This window comes from Arthrobacter koreensis (assembly GCF_009193255.1).
Classification (GTDB): Bacteria; Actinomycetota; Actinomycetes; order Actinomycetales; family Micrococcaceae; genus Arthrobacter_B; species Arthrobacter_B koreensis.
In genome coordinates this window covers 24,250-39,778 of sequence record NZ_WACG01000002.1, presented here as the reverse complement: position 1 = coordinate 39,778, position 15,529 = coordinate 24,250, and the positions used below count along the sequence as shown (strand labels likewise).

Sequence of the window (15,529 nt, the reverse complement as noted above, 5' to 3'; positions counted from 1 at the left end):
CGTGCGCCTTTTACGCCGTGCCGGCAGCCGGGCGCGCAGCGTAGAAGGTGAGCCGGAACTTGCCGATCTGCACTTCATTTCCGGTACGCAGGAGCAGGTTGTCCACGCGGTCGTTGTTGACGTACGTGCCGTTCAGGCTCATCGAGTCCACTACCCGGAAGCCCTCCGGCGTGCGGCGGAACTCAACGTGCTTGCGGGAAACCGTCACATCGTCCAGGAACACGTCCGCGTTGGGATGGCGTCCGGCAGTGGTGACGTCCTGGTCGAGGAGGAACCGTGCTCCGGCGTTGGGGCCCGAGTGCGCAATGAGCAAAGCTGAACCGGCCGGCAGGGCTGCTACGGCAGCCCGCTCGTCCGCGCTGAGCTTGGGCTCGATCGTCGTTGCGTCGGAGATTGGCGGAAGGCTGATCGACGTCGTGTCCTCCGCGCTGAAGCCACGCTGATCATCCGCTGCTGCGGCGTTGTAGTCCTCGCCCGCCATGGTGTTTCCTCCCCAAAAAGAACCGGCCAACCCGCCCAGGCGGCGGCTGGCCAAATGTACACTCACTTACCGTTCGTGCCTTACCGGCTGTCTTAGCCTACCTGCTATGAGCCGTCTGCGGCACAGAGGATCCGGGCCCCTCTTCCAGCCCGGGCATCCCGGCCGGACGAATCGCCGGTTCACACCCTGACGTGGACCTTCACTGATTGGCTGCGCCCTCAGTCCAGAACCGCCAGCTGCACCATGCTCGGCAGGCTTGCCGGACCAAACCAGGCCTCCAGCGCGTCGACCAGGTCTGCCTGGCTGTCCGCAGAGCTGCCGCCGCCCTCAACCGGTTCGGACTCCAGCCAGACGATGTGCCCGTCCGGCCGCAGCAGCCGCGAGGGCACCTGCGGATGGAGCCCCGCGCCGGCGATTGAATCCACCCGGTCTTCCCAGCCCTCCAGCAGCAGCTCGCCCGTCCGGTCCAGCAACACTCCCCGCCCGGTATGCATCCGGTCGTACAGCGTTCCCTGGTCCAGCGGGATGTCCCGCTGGCGGCGGCCTACGAGGTCCGGACCGGGGCCAAAGTCATACCGGATATCCAGCGCGGTGATCTTGCCGATCAGGTGCCGGTTGACGGCGTCGAACTCCATGAGTTCCGTGAGCAGTTTCCGCACGGCCTGCGGGCCCGGCTCCGTGGAGACGAGTTCTGACTGCGCGCGGGTGGTGTTCAGGACGTCCGCGGCGACCGGGTGCCGTTCAGTGAAGTAGGTGTCCAGCAGCTCATCAGGCGCCCACCCGTTCACCGCTGCGGCGAGCTTCCAGCCCAGGTTCAGGGCATCCTGCAGTCCCAGGTTGAGGCCCTGGCCGCCGAAGGGAGGATGCACATGGGCGGCATCTCCGGCCAGGAACACTCTTCCGGACCGGTAGGCCTCCGCCAGCCTCGTCGCGTCCCCGAAACGGGAAATCCAGCGAGGCGAGTGGGCTCCGAAGTCCGTGCCGGCGTAGCTGCGCAGCTGCTGCTTCAGTTCGTCCAGACCCGGCGGGACGGTGCGGTCTTCGGCAACGCCGTCGGCCGGAACCACCACCCTGAACGCACCGCCGTCCACGGGGCCTGCACCGAAGTCGCGGTGGGTTTCGCGGACGCGGGAAGACACCGCCGCCACCTCATCGGGCGGCGCCGTGAACTCCACTTCCCCCAGCAGGAACTCCCGCCTGCTGGGCTCGCCCGGGAAGCCGATCCCCGCCAGGGACCGGACTGTGCTGTGGCCGCCGTCGCAGCCAACGAGGTACCGCGCCCGGAGTTCACTGCCGTCCGCGAGCGCTGCCGTGACGGAGGCTTCGTCCTGCGACAGGCCGGTGAGTTCGGTTCCCCGGCGGATATCCACGCCCAGTTCAAGTGCACGCCGGGTCAGCAGGGTTTCGGTCTCAGTCTGCGGAATGCCAAGGACGTAGGGATGGGTGGTGTCCAGTTCCGGGGCACTCCGCAGGATTCCCGCGAAGAATCCGTCCAGCGGATACCGGGTGCCGGCTGCTGCGAACTGCGCCCCGAGTCCGCGCTGGTCCATGATCTCGATGCTGCGGGAGTGCAGTCCCAGGGCACGGATAACGGTGTTCTGTTCAGGCTCCTTATCCAGCACCACCACGTCCACTCCGTGCAGGCGGAGTTCACTGGCCAGGAAGATTCCCGTAGGGCCAGCTCCGGCGACGATTACTTCGGGCACAGGCGTCCCCCTCGATCCCTCTGGACTGTCATCTCAGCGAAGCGTACGTCCGTACCGGGAAAATGTTGAGGGAACAGGTTCAGGGCAGGATCTCCAGACGCAGAATGCGGTCGCCCTCCGGAGCCGGGAGTCCCCGGCCGTCCGTATCGCTGCTCAGGCCCCACAGGCTCCGTCCGGCGCGGCCACTGCGTCACGCAGCTGACCTTTGCCTGCAAGCGATCAGGTGTCCTGGGCGCTGTCCCGGTTCCCGGCATCGCCCGTGGTGGGGACTTCAGTTCGGCCCTGTCATCAATCCGTCTCCTGCGGCACAGTAGAAGGACGCCGAGAGGAAGCAGGTGGTACGCCGTGGAGGTTCTTTTTCTGCATGGAGCGGGCGGATGGAAGGACGATCAGCAGATTGCCGGGGAACTGCGCTCACGCTTAAGGGTTCCAGTGTCCATGCCGCGCTTTCCTGATGACGGAATGACCGCGGATTCCTGGCTTGACGGCATTGATGCGGCGTTGGAACCGCTGGGTCCGGAGACGGCCATCGTCGGGCATTCGTTTGGATCCTCAATGGCGCTGCTGCGCTTTGCGGAGCTCCCGCCGGAACCGATGCCCCTGGGGATGGTGCTGCTGGCCACGCCGTTCTGGGGATCTGAAGGCTGGCAGGGAGAGTATGCCCTGCCAGCCGGCTTCGCCCTTCCGCCGGGGCTGCCCGTATTCCTGCACCACTGCCGCGACGACGACACAGTGCCATTCGAGCACCTGGACCGCTACGAGGCGCTGCTTCCCGGTGCGGTGGTCCGCCGGCATGAAACCGGCGGCCACCAGTTCGGGGACCAGCTGGACACAGTGGCCCGGGATGTCGCCGCCCTGGGTTCCTAGACCCCGACGACGAACCTGAGCGCGCTCCAGACCAGGACCGTGGTGATGGTGGTCCAGAGCACGATCGCCACGCCCTGCCAGAGCAGTACCCAGCGGCGCGAGGTGCCGCCGGCTACGAGGATCGAAGCCGTGAACTGGGTGGGGATGGCCAGCGGACCCAGGATGCTCGCCCCCGGGACGCCGAAGCGGACCAGCCAGCGCTTGAAACGCAGCCGTCCCTTCGATTCGGGTTTGGCGGCGGGCACCGTTACCAGAGTGGCGGTGCCGGCGGCTGCGGCGGCAGCGGACTCTGCCCGTGCATCCACCCGGCTGGTGACGGCGGCGCGGGCCCGGGCGGTCACCAGGACTACCAGTGCAACGCTGGCAAAGTTGCCGACGGCGGCCGCGGCAGCGGCAAGGACGGGGTTCAGCCCGCCGACGACGCCGATCATGGCGCCCGCTTCGCCTTCCAGGAAGGGGACAGCGGCAGCGAGCACCAGGATGAAGGGCTGCATGAATTCAGGCACCTGGCCTAGCAGCTCCTGGAAGTTGTGGACGAGTTCCTGGGTGGGGTTCATCGAGCTGGTTCCTAGTCTCCTCAGCGGGGGCCTCTCCCCCGGCTTGTAGAAGCAGTAGAAACCGTGTTCCCGGAACAGGGTCAACCCCTGGGCCGAACGGCCTGCCGGCACGCTTTCCGGCTGATCCGCTCATCCGGCTTCCCGTTTGTCCCGGGCACCTGCCGCAGACCCGCCAAACAGGCCTACCCTGAAAGACCGCGGGTGGACGAGCGGCAATCCAGGAACAGGGAGCATCAGCATGTGCACAGGCATTCGGTACACCGACGGCAGCGGCAACCTTTATCTCGCACGGAATCTGGACTGGACGTTCGGTTATGGCGAACGGGTAGTAGTCACGCCCACCGGATATGCGCCGAAGTCGCCCTTTGGCGCAGTCCGGGACATCAAGCACGCGGTCATTGGCATGGGGATCGTGGAAGAAGACACCCCGCTCTATTTCGACTGCGGCAATGACGCCGGCCTGGCGGTAGCCGGGCTGAACTTCCCCGGATACGCCAGCTATGCCCCGGACCAGGTGACCGGAGCGGTCAACGTGGCTGCGTTCGAATTCCCGCTGTGGGTCGCCGCCCAGTTCGCCACCGTGGACGAGGTGGAGGCAGCGCTGGGCAACGTGGCTATTGTTGACCGGCCCATCAACGAAAAGTATCCGAGTTCGCTGCTGCACTGGATCATCGGCGACGCGAGCCGGTCCATCGTCGTGGAGTACACGGCTGCGGGCATGCAGGTCTTCCATAACGATGTGGATGTCCTGGCGAACCAGCCCGGGTTCACCTGGCACCACGAAAACCTGCGCAACTACCTCAACCTGTCCCCGGAGTTCCCCGAGGAGGTGGTGCTGAACCAGGCGCACCTGACCCCGTTCGGCTCCGGCTCGCTGATGCGCGGCATTCCCGGTGACTACTACTCGCCGTCGCGCTTTGTCCGGGCTGCCTACGTGCACGCCCACTATCCGCAGAAAACCAGCGAGGCGGACAACGTCAGCCGCGCCTTCCACACGCTGCAGCAGGTAGCCATGGTGGAGGGCAGCGCGGCCATGGGCAGTGGAGACTTCGAAAAGACCATCTACACCGGCCTGTTCTCGTCCAAGACCATGACGTACTACTGGAACACCTATGAGGACCCGGCCATCCAGAGTGCGGCGCTCGCCGACCACAAGCCTTCGGGACAGGACCTGGTGGTCGTCTAGCGGCGGCGATTAGCGGGCGCCCCGTTCCCCGGGGCCCGCATTCAGTCGGGAGTGCGGGTGGTCCGTTCCCCGCCCGCGGGCTGCGCGCCGCCCATCATCTGCTCGGCGATCCTGTTGGCCCGGACCAGCACGTCCAGCTGGGCCTTGTTGTACAGCTCCGTCAACGCATTCCCGAACGTCTCCGTGCTGAGCTGGTGCCCCTGGGACAGGTGCCCGGCGGGATTCCTCAGCCAGGGGTAGTTGGCGAGGTGCTTGACGACGACTGCTGCCACCCTCTCGGCAAGGGCCTGCCGGGTCTGCTCGTCGGCGTCCGCGGGAAGGTTCTCGATGTCCGGCCCCGTGTCGTCACTCTCATCGGCGGACATCTCCCGGATATCCTCAAGCGCCTCCTCGTCATAGAACCGGGTCATAAGGTGGACGATAGACCGGTCGCTTTGGGACAGCCGTGCAGCAACCGCTTCGAAGCCCGCCGGCACATCCGCCGGCGCCTGGTGTTCAATGATCGCGGCAATGTGCGCCCGGGCCTGGTGCAGCGCATCGATGCGCTGCTGGAGTTCGGCATCCACTTCGCGCAGCACCTCTGCCGTTCCCGGGTCGGCATCCGCGGCATTGCCCAGCCGGGACAAGGGGATGCCCAGGACGGCGAGTCGTCGGATGCGCAGCAGGCTGACCAGGTGCCGCACCTCGTACTGTTTGTAGCCGTTGTAGCGCCGGTCAGGCTCCTCGAGCAGGCCGAGGCGGTGGTAGTGCCGCACGGTGTTCACGGTGGTGCCGGCAAGATCGGCGAGTTCGCGCGTACTCCAGGACATGCGCCTCATCTTTCCCTCCCGCGAACCCGGTGTACAGCGCTTCCGCATCCCTCCAGGGGAATGTTTCCCAGCGTTCGGGCATTTACCCAGTGACCCCAGCACCCAAGGAGTTCTCCCATATGCACACCGCTTCCTCTTCTTCCCGGGGACAATCCGAAACCGGACCCGGCCGGATCCGGCGGGCCGGCGTCGTCGTCATCGGAGCCGGGCAGGCAGGCCTGTCCGCCGGCTACCACCTGGCCCGGCGGGGCTTTGCCAGTGCCCTGGCCGAGCGGGACGCCGAGCGGAGCTTCGTGATGCTCGACGCCGGGACGGCGCCCGGAGGAGCCTGGCTGTACCGCTGGGATTCGCTCACCATGGCCACTGTCAACGGAATCTTCGATCTTCCTGGATTCCGGCAGGCCCCTCCTGATCCCGGCACCCCTGCCAGGATTGCGGTCCCTGAATATTTCGCGGTGTTCGAGGAACGCACGCAGCTTCCAATCCTCCGTCCCGTCACGGTCTTCTCAGTGCGTCCGGCAGACGATGACCCCGACGGTGAGCTCCTGGTCGAATCCGACGCCGGTACCTGGGCTGCGCGGGCAGTGATCAATGCCACGGGAACCTGGGACAACCCCATCGTGCCCGAGTATCCCGGCCGTGAGGGCTTCATCGGCCGCCAGCTGCATACCCGGGACTATTCCTCGCTGGAGGAGTTCGCGGGGCAGCGGGTCGCCGTTGTCGGCGGCGGCATCTCAGCCATCCAGCAGCTGGAGGAGATCTCCCGGGTGGCCGAGGTTTTCTGGTACACGCGGCGGGAACCGGTTTTCCGGGACGGACCCTTCGATGCGGAGGCAGGAAAGGACGTGGTGGCCCGGGTTGCGGCGGATGTGGGAGCGGGCAGGCCCACCGGCAGCGTGGTTTCCTACACGGATCTGCTGTGGACCCCGTACGCACTGGCCGCGAGGGAACGCGGTGCGCTGGAACGGAGGCCGATGTTCACCGGCATCGAGCCGGATGGCGTGCGGGAGGCCGACGGCTCGCTGACCCGTGTGGATGCCATCCTGTGGGCCACGGGTTTCAAGCCGTCACTGGCGCATCTTGATCCGCTCCGGCTGCGCAATGAGCGCGGCGGAATAGAGGTTCACGGCACGGTGTCCGCGGCGGATCCGCGCGTCCACCTGATCGGGTTCGGCCCCTCGCAGTCCACCGTCGGAGGGAACAGGGCCGGGAGGGACGCTGTCCTATCCGTTGCCGAACAGCTCGGCGCCGTGGCTGTCCGCAGCTAGGCAACCGGCAGCGGTTCGCTGCACCTCAGGCGAGTCCGCCGTTGGGATAGATGACCTGACCGTTGATCCAGCGCGAGGGACCGGCCAGGAACGCAGCAACTTCGGCAATGTCCTCCGGGGTGCCGAGGCGCTCCAGCGGAGCCAGCTGGGCGAGCCTGTCGATGGCCTCCTGGTCCTTGCCGTCCAGGAAGAGCGGTGTGGCGGTCGGACCGGGAGCAATCGCGTTGACTGTGATGTCCCTCCCCCGCAGTTCACGGGCCAGCACCGGAGTCAGGGCCTCAACTGCAGCCTTGCTGGCCGCGTACGGCGCGTAGGTGGGATGCTGCAGGCGGGTCTGGCTGGTGGACACATTCACCAGCGCCCCTCCGCTCCGAAGCCGCCGGGCGGCCAGCTGGGAGACCACGAAGCTTCCGCGGATATTGGTGCGGTGCATCCGGTCGAGTTCATCCAGGTCCAGGTCCACCACCGTTGAGAGGACCATGATTCCCGCGGTGTTGATGACGACGTCGATTCCCCCGAAGGCGGCCTCGACATCGTCAAAGAGCCGGGTCATGGCTGCGGAGTCTGCGACGTCCCCGCCCACGGCGATGGCACGGCCGCCGTCGGCGTTCACTTCCTCAACCAGCTCCGTGGCCCTGTTGACGTTCCCGGCGTAATGGACCGCCACGGCAAAGCCGTCCCTGGCGAGGCGCCTGGCGATCGCCCGGCCGATTCCCCCTGATCCGCCGGTGACGAGGGCAATCCTTGGATCCCGGGATGTGCTGGATTCAGACATGTTGTGCTCCGATCGAGGAGGGACGTAAGTACATACAGCCACGAAGAGGGCCGCCGAGTCCACTAACTTGCCCGTGGCGGCTTGCTGTGAACAACTTCAACGCCAGAGAACGCGCAGCCGAAGCCGGACCTCCCACACTGCGTTGCTCCTGTCACCTCCGGTGACCACTCGTACCTCTTCAGTAACGAAGAATGGGAAGGATGGCCGTTCAAGGGCACAAAAAAGCCCCGGCCGGACATAGTGTCCGCCGAGGCGATTTTAGTTTCTGTCGGGTTGACAGGATTTGAACCTGCGACCCCTTGACCCCCAGTCAAGTGCGCTACCAAGCTGCGCCACAACCCGTTCCGCTGATCCGTGTGGCCGGTTTGTTTCCGGCCGAACCAACTCAAATACTCTACATCATGGTTTGCGTTTTCCCCGCATCGGCGCCGCCCCGGAGTTCACATTGGCTCCGGGGCCGGCGGCCGTGCTAGCGCGTGTTAGCGCTTGCCTGGCTTACCGCGCTTCTCGCGGACGCGCATTGACACCTCAATCGGTGTTCCTTCGAACCCGAAGGTCTCCCGCAGACGGCGGGTGATGAAGCGCCGGTAGCCGGGATCCAGGAACCCCGTGGTGAACAGGACAAACTTCGGCGGCCGGGAGGACGCCTGGGTGCCGAAGAGGATGCGGGGCTGCTTGCCGCCGCGTACCGGGTGCGGGTGCGCGGCGACGAGCTCGCCAAGGAAGGCGTTCAGCTTGCCGGTGGGAATGCGCTTGTCCCAGTTCTCCAGGGCCAGGTCCAGGGCGGGAACGAGCTTGTCCTTGTGCCAGCCGGTCTTGGCGGAGATGTTGACGCTCGGAGCCCACTCAACGTGGGCCAGGTCGCGCTCAATTTCGGTCTTGAGGTAGCGGCGGCGTTCGTCGTCGAGCAGGTCCCACTTGTTGAAGGCCAGGACCAGCGCACGGCCGGAATCGATGGCCAGCTGCAGGATGCGCACATCCTGCTCGGAAAGGACTTCGTCCACTGCCAGGAGCACGACGGCGACCTCCGCCTTTTCAAGCGCGGCCTGCGTACGCAGCGAGGCATAGAAGTCTGCGCCCTGGGCCATGTGCTGGCGGCGGCGAATGCCTGCGGTATCCACGAAACGCCAAGTGCGCCCGCCCAGTTCGATCAGCTCATCCACCGGGTCGCGCGTGGTGCCGGCGAGGTCGTCCACAACTACGCGGTCGCTGCCGGCCAGCTTGTTCAGCAGGGAGGACTTGCCCACGTTGGGGCGGCCGATGAGCGCAATGCGGCGCGGGCCGCCGCTGGATTCCAGGCCGCCGTAGGCGGAGTACTCCGGCAGCACGTCCAGCACGGCGTCGAGCATGTCTGCGGTGCCGCGGCCGTGCAGCGCCGAGACCGGGTAAGGTTCGCCGAAGCCCAGGCCCCAGAGCACCGAGGCGTCCGCTTCGTTCTGGATGTCGTCCACCTTGTTGGCGACGACGATGACCGGTTTGCCCTTGCTGCGCAGCATGCGCACCACGGCTTCATCGGTGGCGGTGATGCCAACGGTTGCGTCGACAACCAGCATCACGGCGTCGGCGACGTCGACGGCGATTTCGGCCTGGTCGGCTACGCGGGCATGGATACCGCGGGCATCGTGCTCCCAGCCGCCGGTGTCCACCAGCGTGAAGTTCACGCCGTTCCAGGTGGCGGGGTAGGACACGCGGTCGCGGGTAACGCCGGGGGTGTCTTCAACCACGGCTTCGCGGCGGCCGAGGATACGGTTCACCAGGGTGGACTTACCCACGTTGGGGCGGCCCACAATGGCGACGACGGGGTCCAGCCGCAGCGGGGCGTCTTCGTCATACTCGTCGTAGCCGCCGGCCAGCAGGGCGGCGTCTTCGTCGTCGAGTTCGTAATCGGAGAGCCCGGCGCGCAGGGTTTCGGCGCGCAGGTTGGCTTCGTCGTCGTCGAGGGCCGCAAGCCGCTCGTCGATCTGGTCCTCGCCTGCCGGGATGTACTCTTCGGAGTCACCGTCAAAGGTCGGGTTGGCGTTCATAAACTATTGCTTTCTTTCCGTTGAGGCCGTCGGCGCAGCTGCGCACGGCCGTCTCCGGACGTTCAGCCCGGGTAAGTGTTGGGGTGCCGGCACGGAAAATCCCATGCGGCCACCAGTCCATTGAAACACGGCAAGGCGCCGGGACCCCATTGGAGTCCCGGCTGTCCGCCTGCCGTCAGTACTTAGTGCGTGCTTGAAAAAACCACATCCAGCACGGCCCGGACCGTTTCTTCGAAGTCCAGGTCAGAGGAATCAACGGTGATGACGCCGTCGGCCGCGTGCTGGAAATTCACCACAGTCGAGTCCTTCACGTCGCGGGTGAGTACCTGCTCCCGCAGCGCCGCGGCGGACTGGGAGCCGCCCAGCTGCACGCCCCGGCGGCGCAGGCGCGCCTCCTCGGATGCCGTGAGCAGGATCCGCACCTCGGCAGTGGGCGCCACCACCGTGGTGATGTCCCGGCCTTCAGCCACGATCCGGAGCCCGGAGTCCTTGATGAGCTGCTGCTGGCGGCGCACCAGTTCGGCGCGGGCACCGAGCGTGGTGGCCACGGCGGATACATTGGAGGACACCTCGGGTTCGCGGATCGCCTGGGTGACGTCCTCTCCCCCAACCCGGACCCATTCGGCATCCGGTGAGGTACTCAGGTCAATGTCCGCGTTCCGGGTCGCGGCTTCAACGGCCACTGCATCCGCCAGGTCAATGCCCGACCGCATGCAGGCGATGGTCACCGCCCGGTACATGGCACCGGTGTCCAGGTAGTTGGCGCGCAGCCGGCGGGCCACTTCACGGCTGATGCTGGACTTGCCGGACCCTGACGGTCCGTCGATTGCCACCACCAGGGGCTTGCCCAGCCGAAACTGTGCCGGATCCTGCTCTGTCATCACTGAACTACCTTCCAGCCGCGCGCGGTCAGTTCGCTGACCAGGCCATGCACTTTGCTCGGCAGCACCGAGATTTCCACCCGTCCAACCTGGCGTCCGGAGGCGTGCTCCAGCCGAAGGTCTTCGAGGTTGACGCCAATTTCGCCGATCTCCGTGAGGAGCCGGGCGATCTGTCCGGGGGTGTCGTCCACCAGGACGGTGAAACTGACGAAGGACTGCGGGGGCGTACCGTGCTTGCCCGGAATCCGTGCCTGCCCGGTATTCCCCTCGGCGATGAGCTGGGCCATATCCAGGCGCGCGCCGTCGGCGGAGGGGTTTTCCAGCGTATTGATCAGTCGGTTCAGGTCCTCCCGCACCCCGTGCAGGATGCTGACCAGGCGCGGTGCGTTGCCGCTGAGGATCTGGACCCAGAGCTTGGGGTCGCTCGCCGCAATCCGGGTGACGTCCCGCAGTCCGTTGCCGGCCAGGGCCAGCGCCGGAGACGGGGTGTCCTGCAGCCGGCTGGCTACCAGGGAGGACATGACCTGCGGAAGGTGGCTGATCAGCGCCACCGAACCGTCGTGCTCTTCGGCGTCCATGCGCGAAACAACGGCACCGAGGTCGATCGCCAGGGCTTCGGCGGTCTTCACGGCTTCCGGGGTGCTCTCCTCGGCGGCGCAGATAACCCAGGGCATCGAGGTAAACAGGTTCCCCAGCGCCGCCACCGGTCCGGACTTTTCCCGTCCGGCCATCGGGTGGGTGCCAACATACCGGGACAGGTCCGTCCCGGTGGCCCGCAGGTCCGCCAGGACGGCAGCCTTGATGCTGGCGATGTCCACGACGACGGCGCCCGGCCAGTCCGCCAGTGCCTGCGCCGCCAGGGACGCAGTCACGTCCGGCGGCGCGGCGACGACTACCAGCTGGGGCGCGAAGCCGGGCCCTGCGTCCTGGAGCAGGCGTCCGGCGCCAATGTCCTTCGCCACCGCGGCGGTGGAGGGGGAAATATCTGAAAGCACGACGTCGATGCCGCGGGCCCGCAGGCCCAGGCCGATGCTCGCACCCAGCAGTCCGGTGCCGATGACCAGCACCGGTCCGGACAGGTGTGTGCCCCCGTTGGCCAGCACGGTCACGGGACTAGAGGCCCACGACGGCCATCAGGTGGCCGACTTCGTGGCGTCCCAGGACACGGATGCTGCCCTGGCGCTGGTCATTCAGGCGGATCGGGCCCATCTGGGTGCGGACAAGCCGCTCCACGGGGTGGCCAACGGCGTCGAACATGCGGCGGACAATGCGGTTCCGGCCGGAGTGGAGTACCACCTCCACGAGGATGTGGCCGGGAGTCGAGTCCACCAGACGGAACGAGTCAACCTTGGCGAAGCCGTCCTCCAGCTCAATACCTTCACGCATCTGGGCGCCGATGCCGTGGGCCATGGGCCCGCGCACCTGCACCAGGTAGGTCTTGGGCACCTCGTAGGAGGGGTGGGTCAGGCGGTTGGCCAGCTCGCCGTCGTTGGTCAGCAGCAGCAGGCCTTCAGTGTTGGTGTCCAGGCGGCCAACGTGGAAGAGGCGCTCATGCTTGTTGGTGCTCTTGAGGTAATCGCTGATGCACGGCCGGCCTTCCGGGTCCTCCATCGTGGAGACGACGCCGCGCGGCTTGTTGAAGACGTAGTACTTCTGCGTCTCGTCGAGCTGCAGGCGCATGCCGTCCACGTGGATGGCCACGGTCTTGGGGTCCACGCGCACGCCGAGCTCGGTGACGACTTCGCCGTCGACCTCCACACGGCCCTCGGTGATCATTTCCTCGCAGACACGGCGCGAGGCTACGCCGGCGCTGGCCATGACCTTCTGCAGCCGGATGCCCTCGGGATCGTGGTGCTCGGAAATGACGGGCTTGCCCGGACGGCGCGTGTGCGTGCGCTTGGTCACCGGGCCCAGGTTCTTGCCGAAGCGTTCGTTGCGGAAAGCCCGCTCGCCGCCGCCCTTGCCCTTCGGGGCGCCGGTGCGGGGACCGCCGGGCTTGAAGCCGCCTTCTTTGGGCGCGCTTCCCTTGAAACCGCCGGACTTTGGTGCGCCGGACTTGAAGCCTCCCTGCTTGGGGGCGCCTGCTCCGCCTGAGGACTTCGGGCCTCCGGTGCGTCCGGTGGCGGGCTTGGAGCCCTTGCCGAAGCTGCGGCTGGAGCCTGCTCCCCCGCCGCTGCGCGGATTACTGCGGCCTGAGCCGGAACGGGGTGCCTGTGTCATTGAGAAGTCCTTCGGGTGTAGCGGTTAGTAAGTAGTTTCTTCAAATTCCGGGAGGTTTTCCAGCCCGGGCAAGTGCGGTGCGATCTGCGGCAGTTCCTCTACGCTGCCCAGACCCAGCTTTTCCAGGAAAAGCGGGGTTGTCACGTAGAGCAGTGAACCGGTTTCGGGTTCGGTTCCGGATTCAGTTACCAGCCCCCGCTGGATCAGCGTCCGGACCACGGAATCCACGTTGACTCCACGGATGGCCGAAATTCGTCCGCGGGTGACCGGCTGCCGGTAGGCAACCACTGCCAGGGTTTCCAGCGCGGCCTGGGAAAGCCGGGCGCTCTGCCCTTCGAGAACGAACTGCCCAACGACGTCGGCGAAGGCGGGGCGGGAGTAGATTCGCCAGCCGCCGGCAACTTCCCGGAGCTCAAAACCGCGCGGTTCAACTGCGCGCAGTCCGTCAGGTCCGTCCCCAGTATAGCCGTCATACTCTTTGCGCAGACCGTCAAGGAGTTCTTCGGCCGCCGCGGCGCCAATTCCCAGTGCTGCGGCAAGGCTCGCGGCGCTCACCGGCTCGCTGGCCACCATCAATACCGCTTCGGCTGCGGCACGTACGCCGCCGGGCCGGCCCCCGACGCCTCCACCGTTGGCCGCGGAGGTGTTTTCAGTGCCCTGGTTCGAGAGCTGCGGCTGCATCGGTCTCCTCGTCAGCGTCGTCGTATTCATCGGTGAGGGTGGAGGCGGACCAGTCAAGGAAGCCGGTTCCGGTCCAGGTGATCTTCAGCTCGCCCAGCGGCTCAGGCTGGTCGAAGGCCAGCACTCCGTCGCGGAACATCTCCAGGAGTGCGAGGAAGCGGCCAACAATTTCCAGCGGTGTGGCCCCTTCCGCCAGTTCCAGGAACGTCAGCGGGCTGCCCTGCCGGAGCCTGGCCCCGATAATCCGCGCCTGTTCCCGCACGCTGACGCGCGGTGCGTGCAGGTGTGCCAGGCCGACTTCGGTGGGCAGACCGGGTTTGGGTTCGAGCGCCTTCCGTGCCAGCTGACCGAATTCACCGGCACTCGTTTTCCAGACCAGTTCCGGGAGCATGGCAGCCAGGTGCGGCTCCAGCGCGGTGTCCCGCGGGAAGCGGAGGCCTTCTTCCTCGAGCCGGCGTTCCATCAGGGAGGCAACCTCTTTGAAGGCGCGGTACTGCAGTAGCCGGGCGAAGAGCAGGTCCCGCGCCTCCAGCAGGGCGATGTCGTCGTCGTCCTCCACGTCTCCAGCCGGAAGCAGGCGGGCTGCCTTCAGGTCAAGGAGCGTTGCCGCGATCACCAGGAACTCACTCGCTTCGTCCAGCGCCCAGCCCTGGCCGGAAGCCGTCAGCGCGCGGATATAGCCGATGAATTCGTCGGTGACCGTGGCAAGGGCAATTTCAGTGATGTCCAGCTCATGCTTGCTGATGAGCCCAAGCAGCACGTCGAACGGGCCGCGGAAGTTCTCCAGCCGGACCTCGAACCCGGCCGCGGCGGCCGTATCCCCTGCGGCGCTAGGGAGCGCCGCCGCGGGCAATCAGTTCCTTGGCCAGCCGGCGGTAGGACTCAGCGCCGGCGTGGTTTCCGGCGTAGGAGGTGATGGGTTCGGCAGCGACGGTGGCATCGGCGAACTTGATGGTGCGCTTGATGACGGTTTCGAAGACCTTGTCCCCGAAGGCTTCCACCAGGCGGCCAATGACCTCGCGGCTGTGCAGCGTGCGCGCGTCGTACATCGTGGCGAGAACGCCGTCCACCTGCAGGCCCGGGTTCAGCCGGTCCTGGACCTTCTCGATAGTCTCCACCAGCAGCGCCACGGCGCGGAGGGCAAAGAACTCGCAGATCAGCGGAATGATCACGCCGTGGGCGGCGGTGAGCGCATTAACGGTCAGGAGGCCCAGGGAGGGCTGGCAGTCGATGAGGATGACGTCGTAGTCGTCCGAGACACGGCGCAGCGCGCGTTCCAGGACCTGTTCGCGGGCAACTTCGTTGACCAGCTGGACTTCGGCGGCGGAGAGGTCGATGTTCGCAGGCAGGAGGTCGATGTTCTCAACGTGCGTTTCCTGGATGGCATCGCGGATGTCCACCTTGCGGTCCATGAGCACGTTGTAGACGGTGACATCCAGTTCGTGCGGGTTGGTGCCCAGCCCGGCGGACAGGGCGCCCTGCGGGTCGAAGTCCACCAGCAGGACCTTGCGTCCGGCCTCTGCCAGTGCGGCACCGAGATTGATGGTGGACGTAGTCTTGCCGACGCCGCCCTTCTGGTTCACCATCGCGATGATGCGGGCCGGACCATGGGAAGTCAGGACCGGAGGCTCGGGGAACTCAGTCAGCGGCCGGCCGGTAGGACCCATGGCTTCGCCGGCTGCGCCCTGTGCCTCGTCCTGCAGAGTTGTGGAACTCTGTTCGCTGCTCACGTATAAATCCACGCTTCCGTCTCTAGCTGTCCTGCTGGCTGTCCTTTCCAAGGTTACAACCGTGCAACACGGATACCGCGAATCCGGGCGCGTAACGCCTGCGAGCCTTGACGCTCAACCTTAACTCGAACCTTGATCCACGGGACGGCGGGCCGGTCCGGCCGGGCGGGATCAGTTTCGCCGAAACCATTGACGCATTTTCCGCTCGGCGGTTAGCGTCTAGGTAAACAGATGTTGACTGTGAGGCAATACGAGGCGCAGGTCCACGTCAAAGCCCAGTCCGCCGAACCGACAGGACCAAATGTGGAATACATAAACGCCGCGATCGTTGTGGCTTATCTCGT

15 protein-coding genes and 1 tRNA gene are annotated in these 15,529 nt (G+C 66.3%); 3 read left to right on the top strand and 13 right to left on the bottom strand.

The features are described from left to right. Positions 1–10: 10 nt before the first annotated feature. Positions 11–481, bottom strand: a complete 471-nt coding sequence (locus GD628_RS07160; RefSeq protein ID WP_091605714.1) for an FHA domain-containing protein — start codon at positions 479–481, stop codon at positions 11–13. A 218-nt stretch (positions 482–699) separates the two neighbouring features. After that, positions 700–2,187 (bottom strand): FAD-dependent monooxygenase, encoded by a 1,488-nt coding sequence (locus tag GD628_RS07155; protein ID WP_152274280.1) that lies wholly within the window; start codon positions 2,185–2,187, stop codon positions 700–702. A gap of 345 nt (positions 2,188–2,532) precedes the next feature. Here GD628_RS07155 and GD628_RS07150 point away from each other — a divergent pair, with 345 nt between their 5' ends. Further along, positions 2,533–3,054 (top strand): alpha/beta fold hydrolase, encoded by a 522-nt coding sequence (locus GD628_RS07150; protein ID WP_338083409.1) that lies wholly within the window; start codon positions 2,533–2,535, stop codon positions 3,052–3,054. Here GD628_RS07150 and GD628_RS07145 read toward each other — a convergent pair. Continuing rightward, positions 3,051–3,611 (bottom strand): small multidrug efflux protein, encoded by a 561-nt coding sequence (locus GD628_RS07145; RefSeq protein WP_152274278.1) that lies wholly within the window; start codon positions 3,609–3,611, stop codon positions 3,051–3,053. The two genes, GD628_RS07150 and GD628_RS07145, sit on opposite strands and share 4 nt — an antisense overlap. 238 nt (positions 3,612–3,849) lie before the next feature. On the opposite strand from GD628_RS07145, the gene bsh reads away from it, so the two are divergent. Further along, positions 3,850–4,797, top strand: coding sequence for a choloylglycine hydrolase (bsh, locus tag GD628_RS07140; protein WP_152274277.1), 948 nt, complete (start codon positions 3,850–3,852; stop codon positions 4,795–4,797). Positions 4,798–4,838: 41 nt separating this feature from the next. Here bsh and GD628_RS07135 read toward each other — a convergent pair whose 3' ends face one another. After that, positions 4,839–5,606 carry a MerR family transcriptional regulator gene (locus GD628_RS07135; RefSeq protein ID WP_152274276.1) on the bottom strand — a complete coding sequence of 256 codons (768 nt, stop codon included), beginning with the start codon at positions 5,604–5,606 and terminating at the stop codon, positions 4,839–4,841. A 119-nt stretch (positions 5,607–5,725) separates the two neighbouring features. On the opposite strand from GD628_RS07135, the gene GD628_RS07130 reads away from it, so the two are divergent. After that, on the top strand, positions 5,726–6,874 hold the full coding sequence (locus GD628_RS07130) for an NAD(P)-binding domain-containing protein (protein WP_152274275.1): 1,149 nt from the start codon (positions 5,726–5,728) through the stop codon (positions 6,872–6,874). 25 nt (positions 6,875–6,899) lie between these two features. Here GD628_RS07130 and GD628_RS07125 read toward each other — a convergent pair whose 3' ends face one another. From GD628_RS07125 to GD628_RS07085, 9 genes are all read right to left on the bottom strand, one after another. Next, on the bottom strand, positions 6,900–7,649 hold the full coding sequence (locus GD628_RS07125) for an SDR family oxidoreductase (protein WP_152274274.1): 750 nt from the start codon (positions 7,647–7,649) through the stop codon (positions 6,900–6,902). Between the two features lie 268 nt (positions 7,650–7,917). Then, positions 7,918–7,991, bottom strand: a tRNA-Pro gene (locus GD628_RS07120). A 137-nt stretch (positions 7,992–8,128) separates the two neighbouring features. Further along, positions 8,129–9,673 (bottom strand): ribosome biogenesis GTPase Der, encoded by a 1,545-nt coding sequence (der, locus tag GD628_RS07115; protein ID WP_091605737.1) that lies wholly within the window; start codon positions 9,671–9,673, stop codon positions 8,129–8,131. Positions 9,674–9,855: 182 nt separating this feature from the next. Then, entirely contained in the window at positions 9,856–10,554 is a 699-nt protein-coding gene (gene cmk, locus GD628_RS07110; RefSeq protein ID WP_152274273.1) for a (d)CMP kinase, read from the bottom strand. Continuing rightward, a complete protein-coding gene (locus GD628_RS07105; RefSeq protein WP_377956281.1) occupies positions 10,554–11,657 on the bottom strand; it encodes a prephenate dehydrogenase in 1,104 nt (367 codons plus the stop codon). Before GD628_RS07105 ends, cmk begins: the two co-directional genes overlap by 1 nt. Before the next feature lie 10 nt (positions 11,658–11,667). Next, positions 11,668–12,774 (bottom strand): pseudouridine synthase, encoded by a 1,107-nt coding sequence (locus GD628_RS07100; RefSeq protein ID WP_091605745.1) that lies wholly within the window; start codon positions 12,772–12,774, stop codon positions 11,668–11,670. Between the two features lie 24 nt (positions 12,775–12,798). Next, positions 12,799–13,455: an SMC-Scp complex subunit ScpB gene (gene scpB / locus GD628_RS07095; RefSeq protein ID WP_152274271.1), complete on the bottom strand. Its 657-nt coding sequence runs from the start codon at positions 13,453–13,455 to the stop codon at positions 12,799–12,801. Continuing rightward, on the bottom strand, positions 13,424–14,308 hold the full coding sequence (locus GD628_RS07090) for a segregation and condensation protein A (protein WP_152274270.1): 885 nt from the start codon (positions 14,306–14,308) through the stop codon (positions 13,424–13,426). Before GD628_RS07090 ends, scpB begins: the two co-directional genes overlap by 32 nt. Then, positions 14,286–15,185, bottom strand: a complete 900-nt coding sequence (locus GD628_RS07085; RefSeq protein ID WP_425546168.1) for a ParA family protein — start codon at positions 15,183–15,185, stop codon at positions 14,286–14,288. Before GD628_RS07085 ends, GD628_RS07090 begins: the two co-directional genes overlap by 23 nt. Positions 15,186–15,529: the final 344 nt, after the last annotated feature.

Coding starts and splice junctions, on each gene's coding strand:
- GD628_RS07130 (WP_152274275.1), top strand. CDS start 5,726: ATGCACACCGCTTCCTCTTCTTCCCGGGGACAATCCGAAACCGGACCC.
- cmk (WP_152274273.1), bottom strand. CDS start 10,554: ATGACAGAGCAGGATCCGGCACAGTTTCGGCTGGGCAAGCCCCTGGTG.
- bsh (WP_152274277.1), top strand. CDS start 3,850: ATGTGCACAGGCATTCGGTACACCGACGGCAGCGGCAACCTTTATCTC.
- scpB (WP_152274271.1), bottom strand. CDS start 13,455: ATGCAGCCGCAGCTCTCGAACCAGGGCACTGAAAACACCTCCGCGGCC.
- GD628_RS07100 (WP_091605745.1), bottom strand. CDS start 12,774: ATGACACAGGCACCCCGTTCCGGCTCAGGCCGCAGTAATCCGCGCAGC.
- der (WP_091605737.1), bottom strand. CDS start 9,673: ATGAACGCCAACCCGACCTTTGACGGTGACTCCGAAGAGTACATCCCG.
- GD628_RS07125 (WP_152274274.1), bottom strand. CDS start 7,649: ATGTCTGAATCCAGCACATCCCGGGATCCAAGGATTGCCCTCGTCACC.
- GD628_RS07145 (WP_152274278.1), bottom strand. CDS start 3,611: ATGAACCCCACCCAGGAACTCGTCCACAACTTCCAGGAGCTGCTAGGC.
- GD628_RS07160 (WP_091605714.1), bottom strand. CDS start 481: ATGGCGGGCGAGGACTACAACGCCGCAGCAGCGGATGATCAGCGTGGC.
- GD628_RS07135 (WP_152274276.1), bottom strand. CDS start 5,606: ATGTCCTGGAGTACGCGCGAACTCGCCGATCTTGCCGGCACCACCGTG.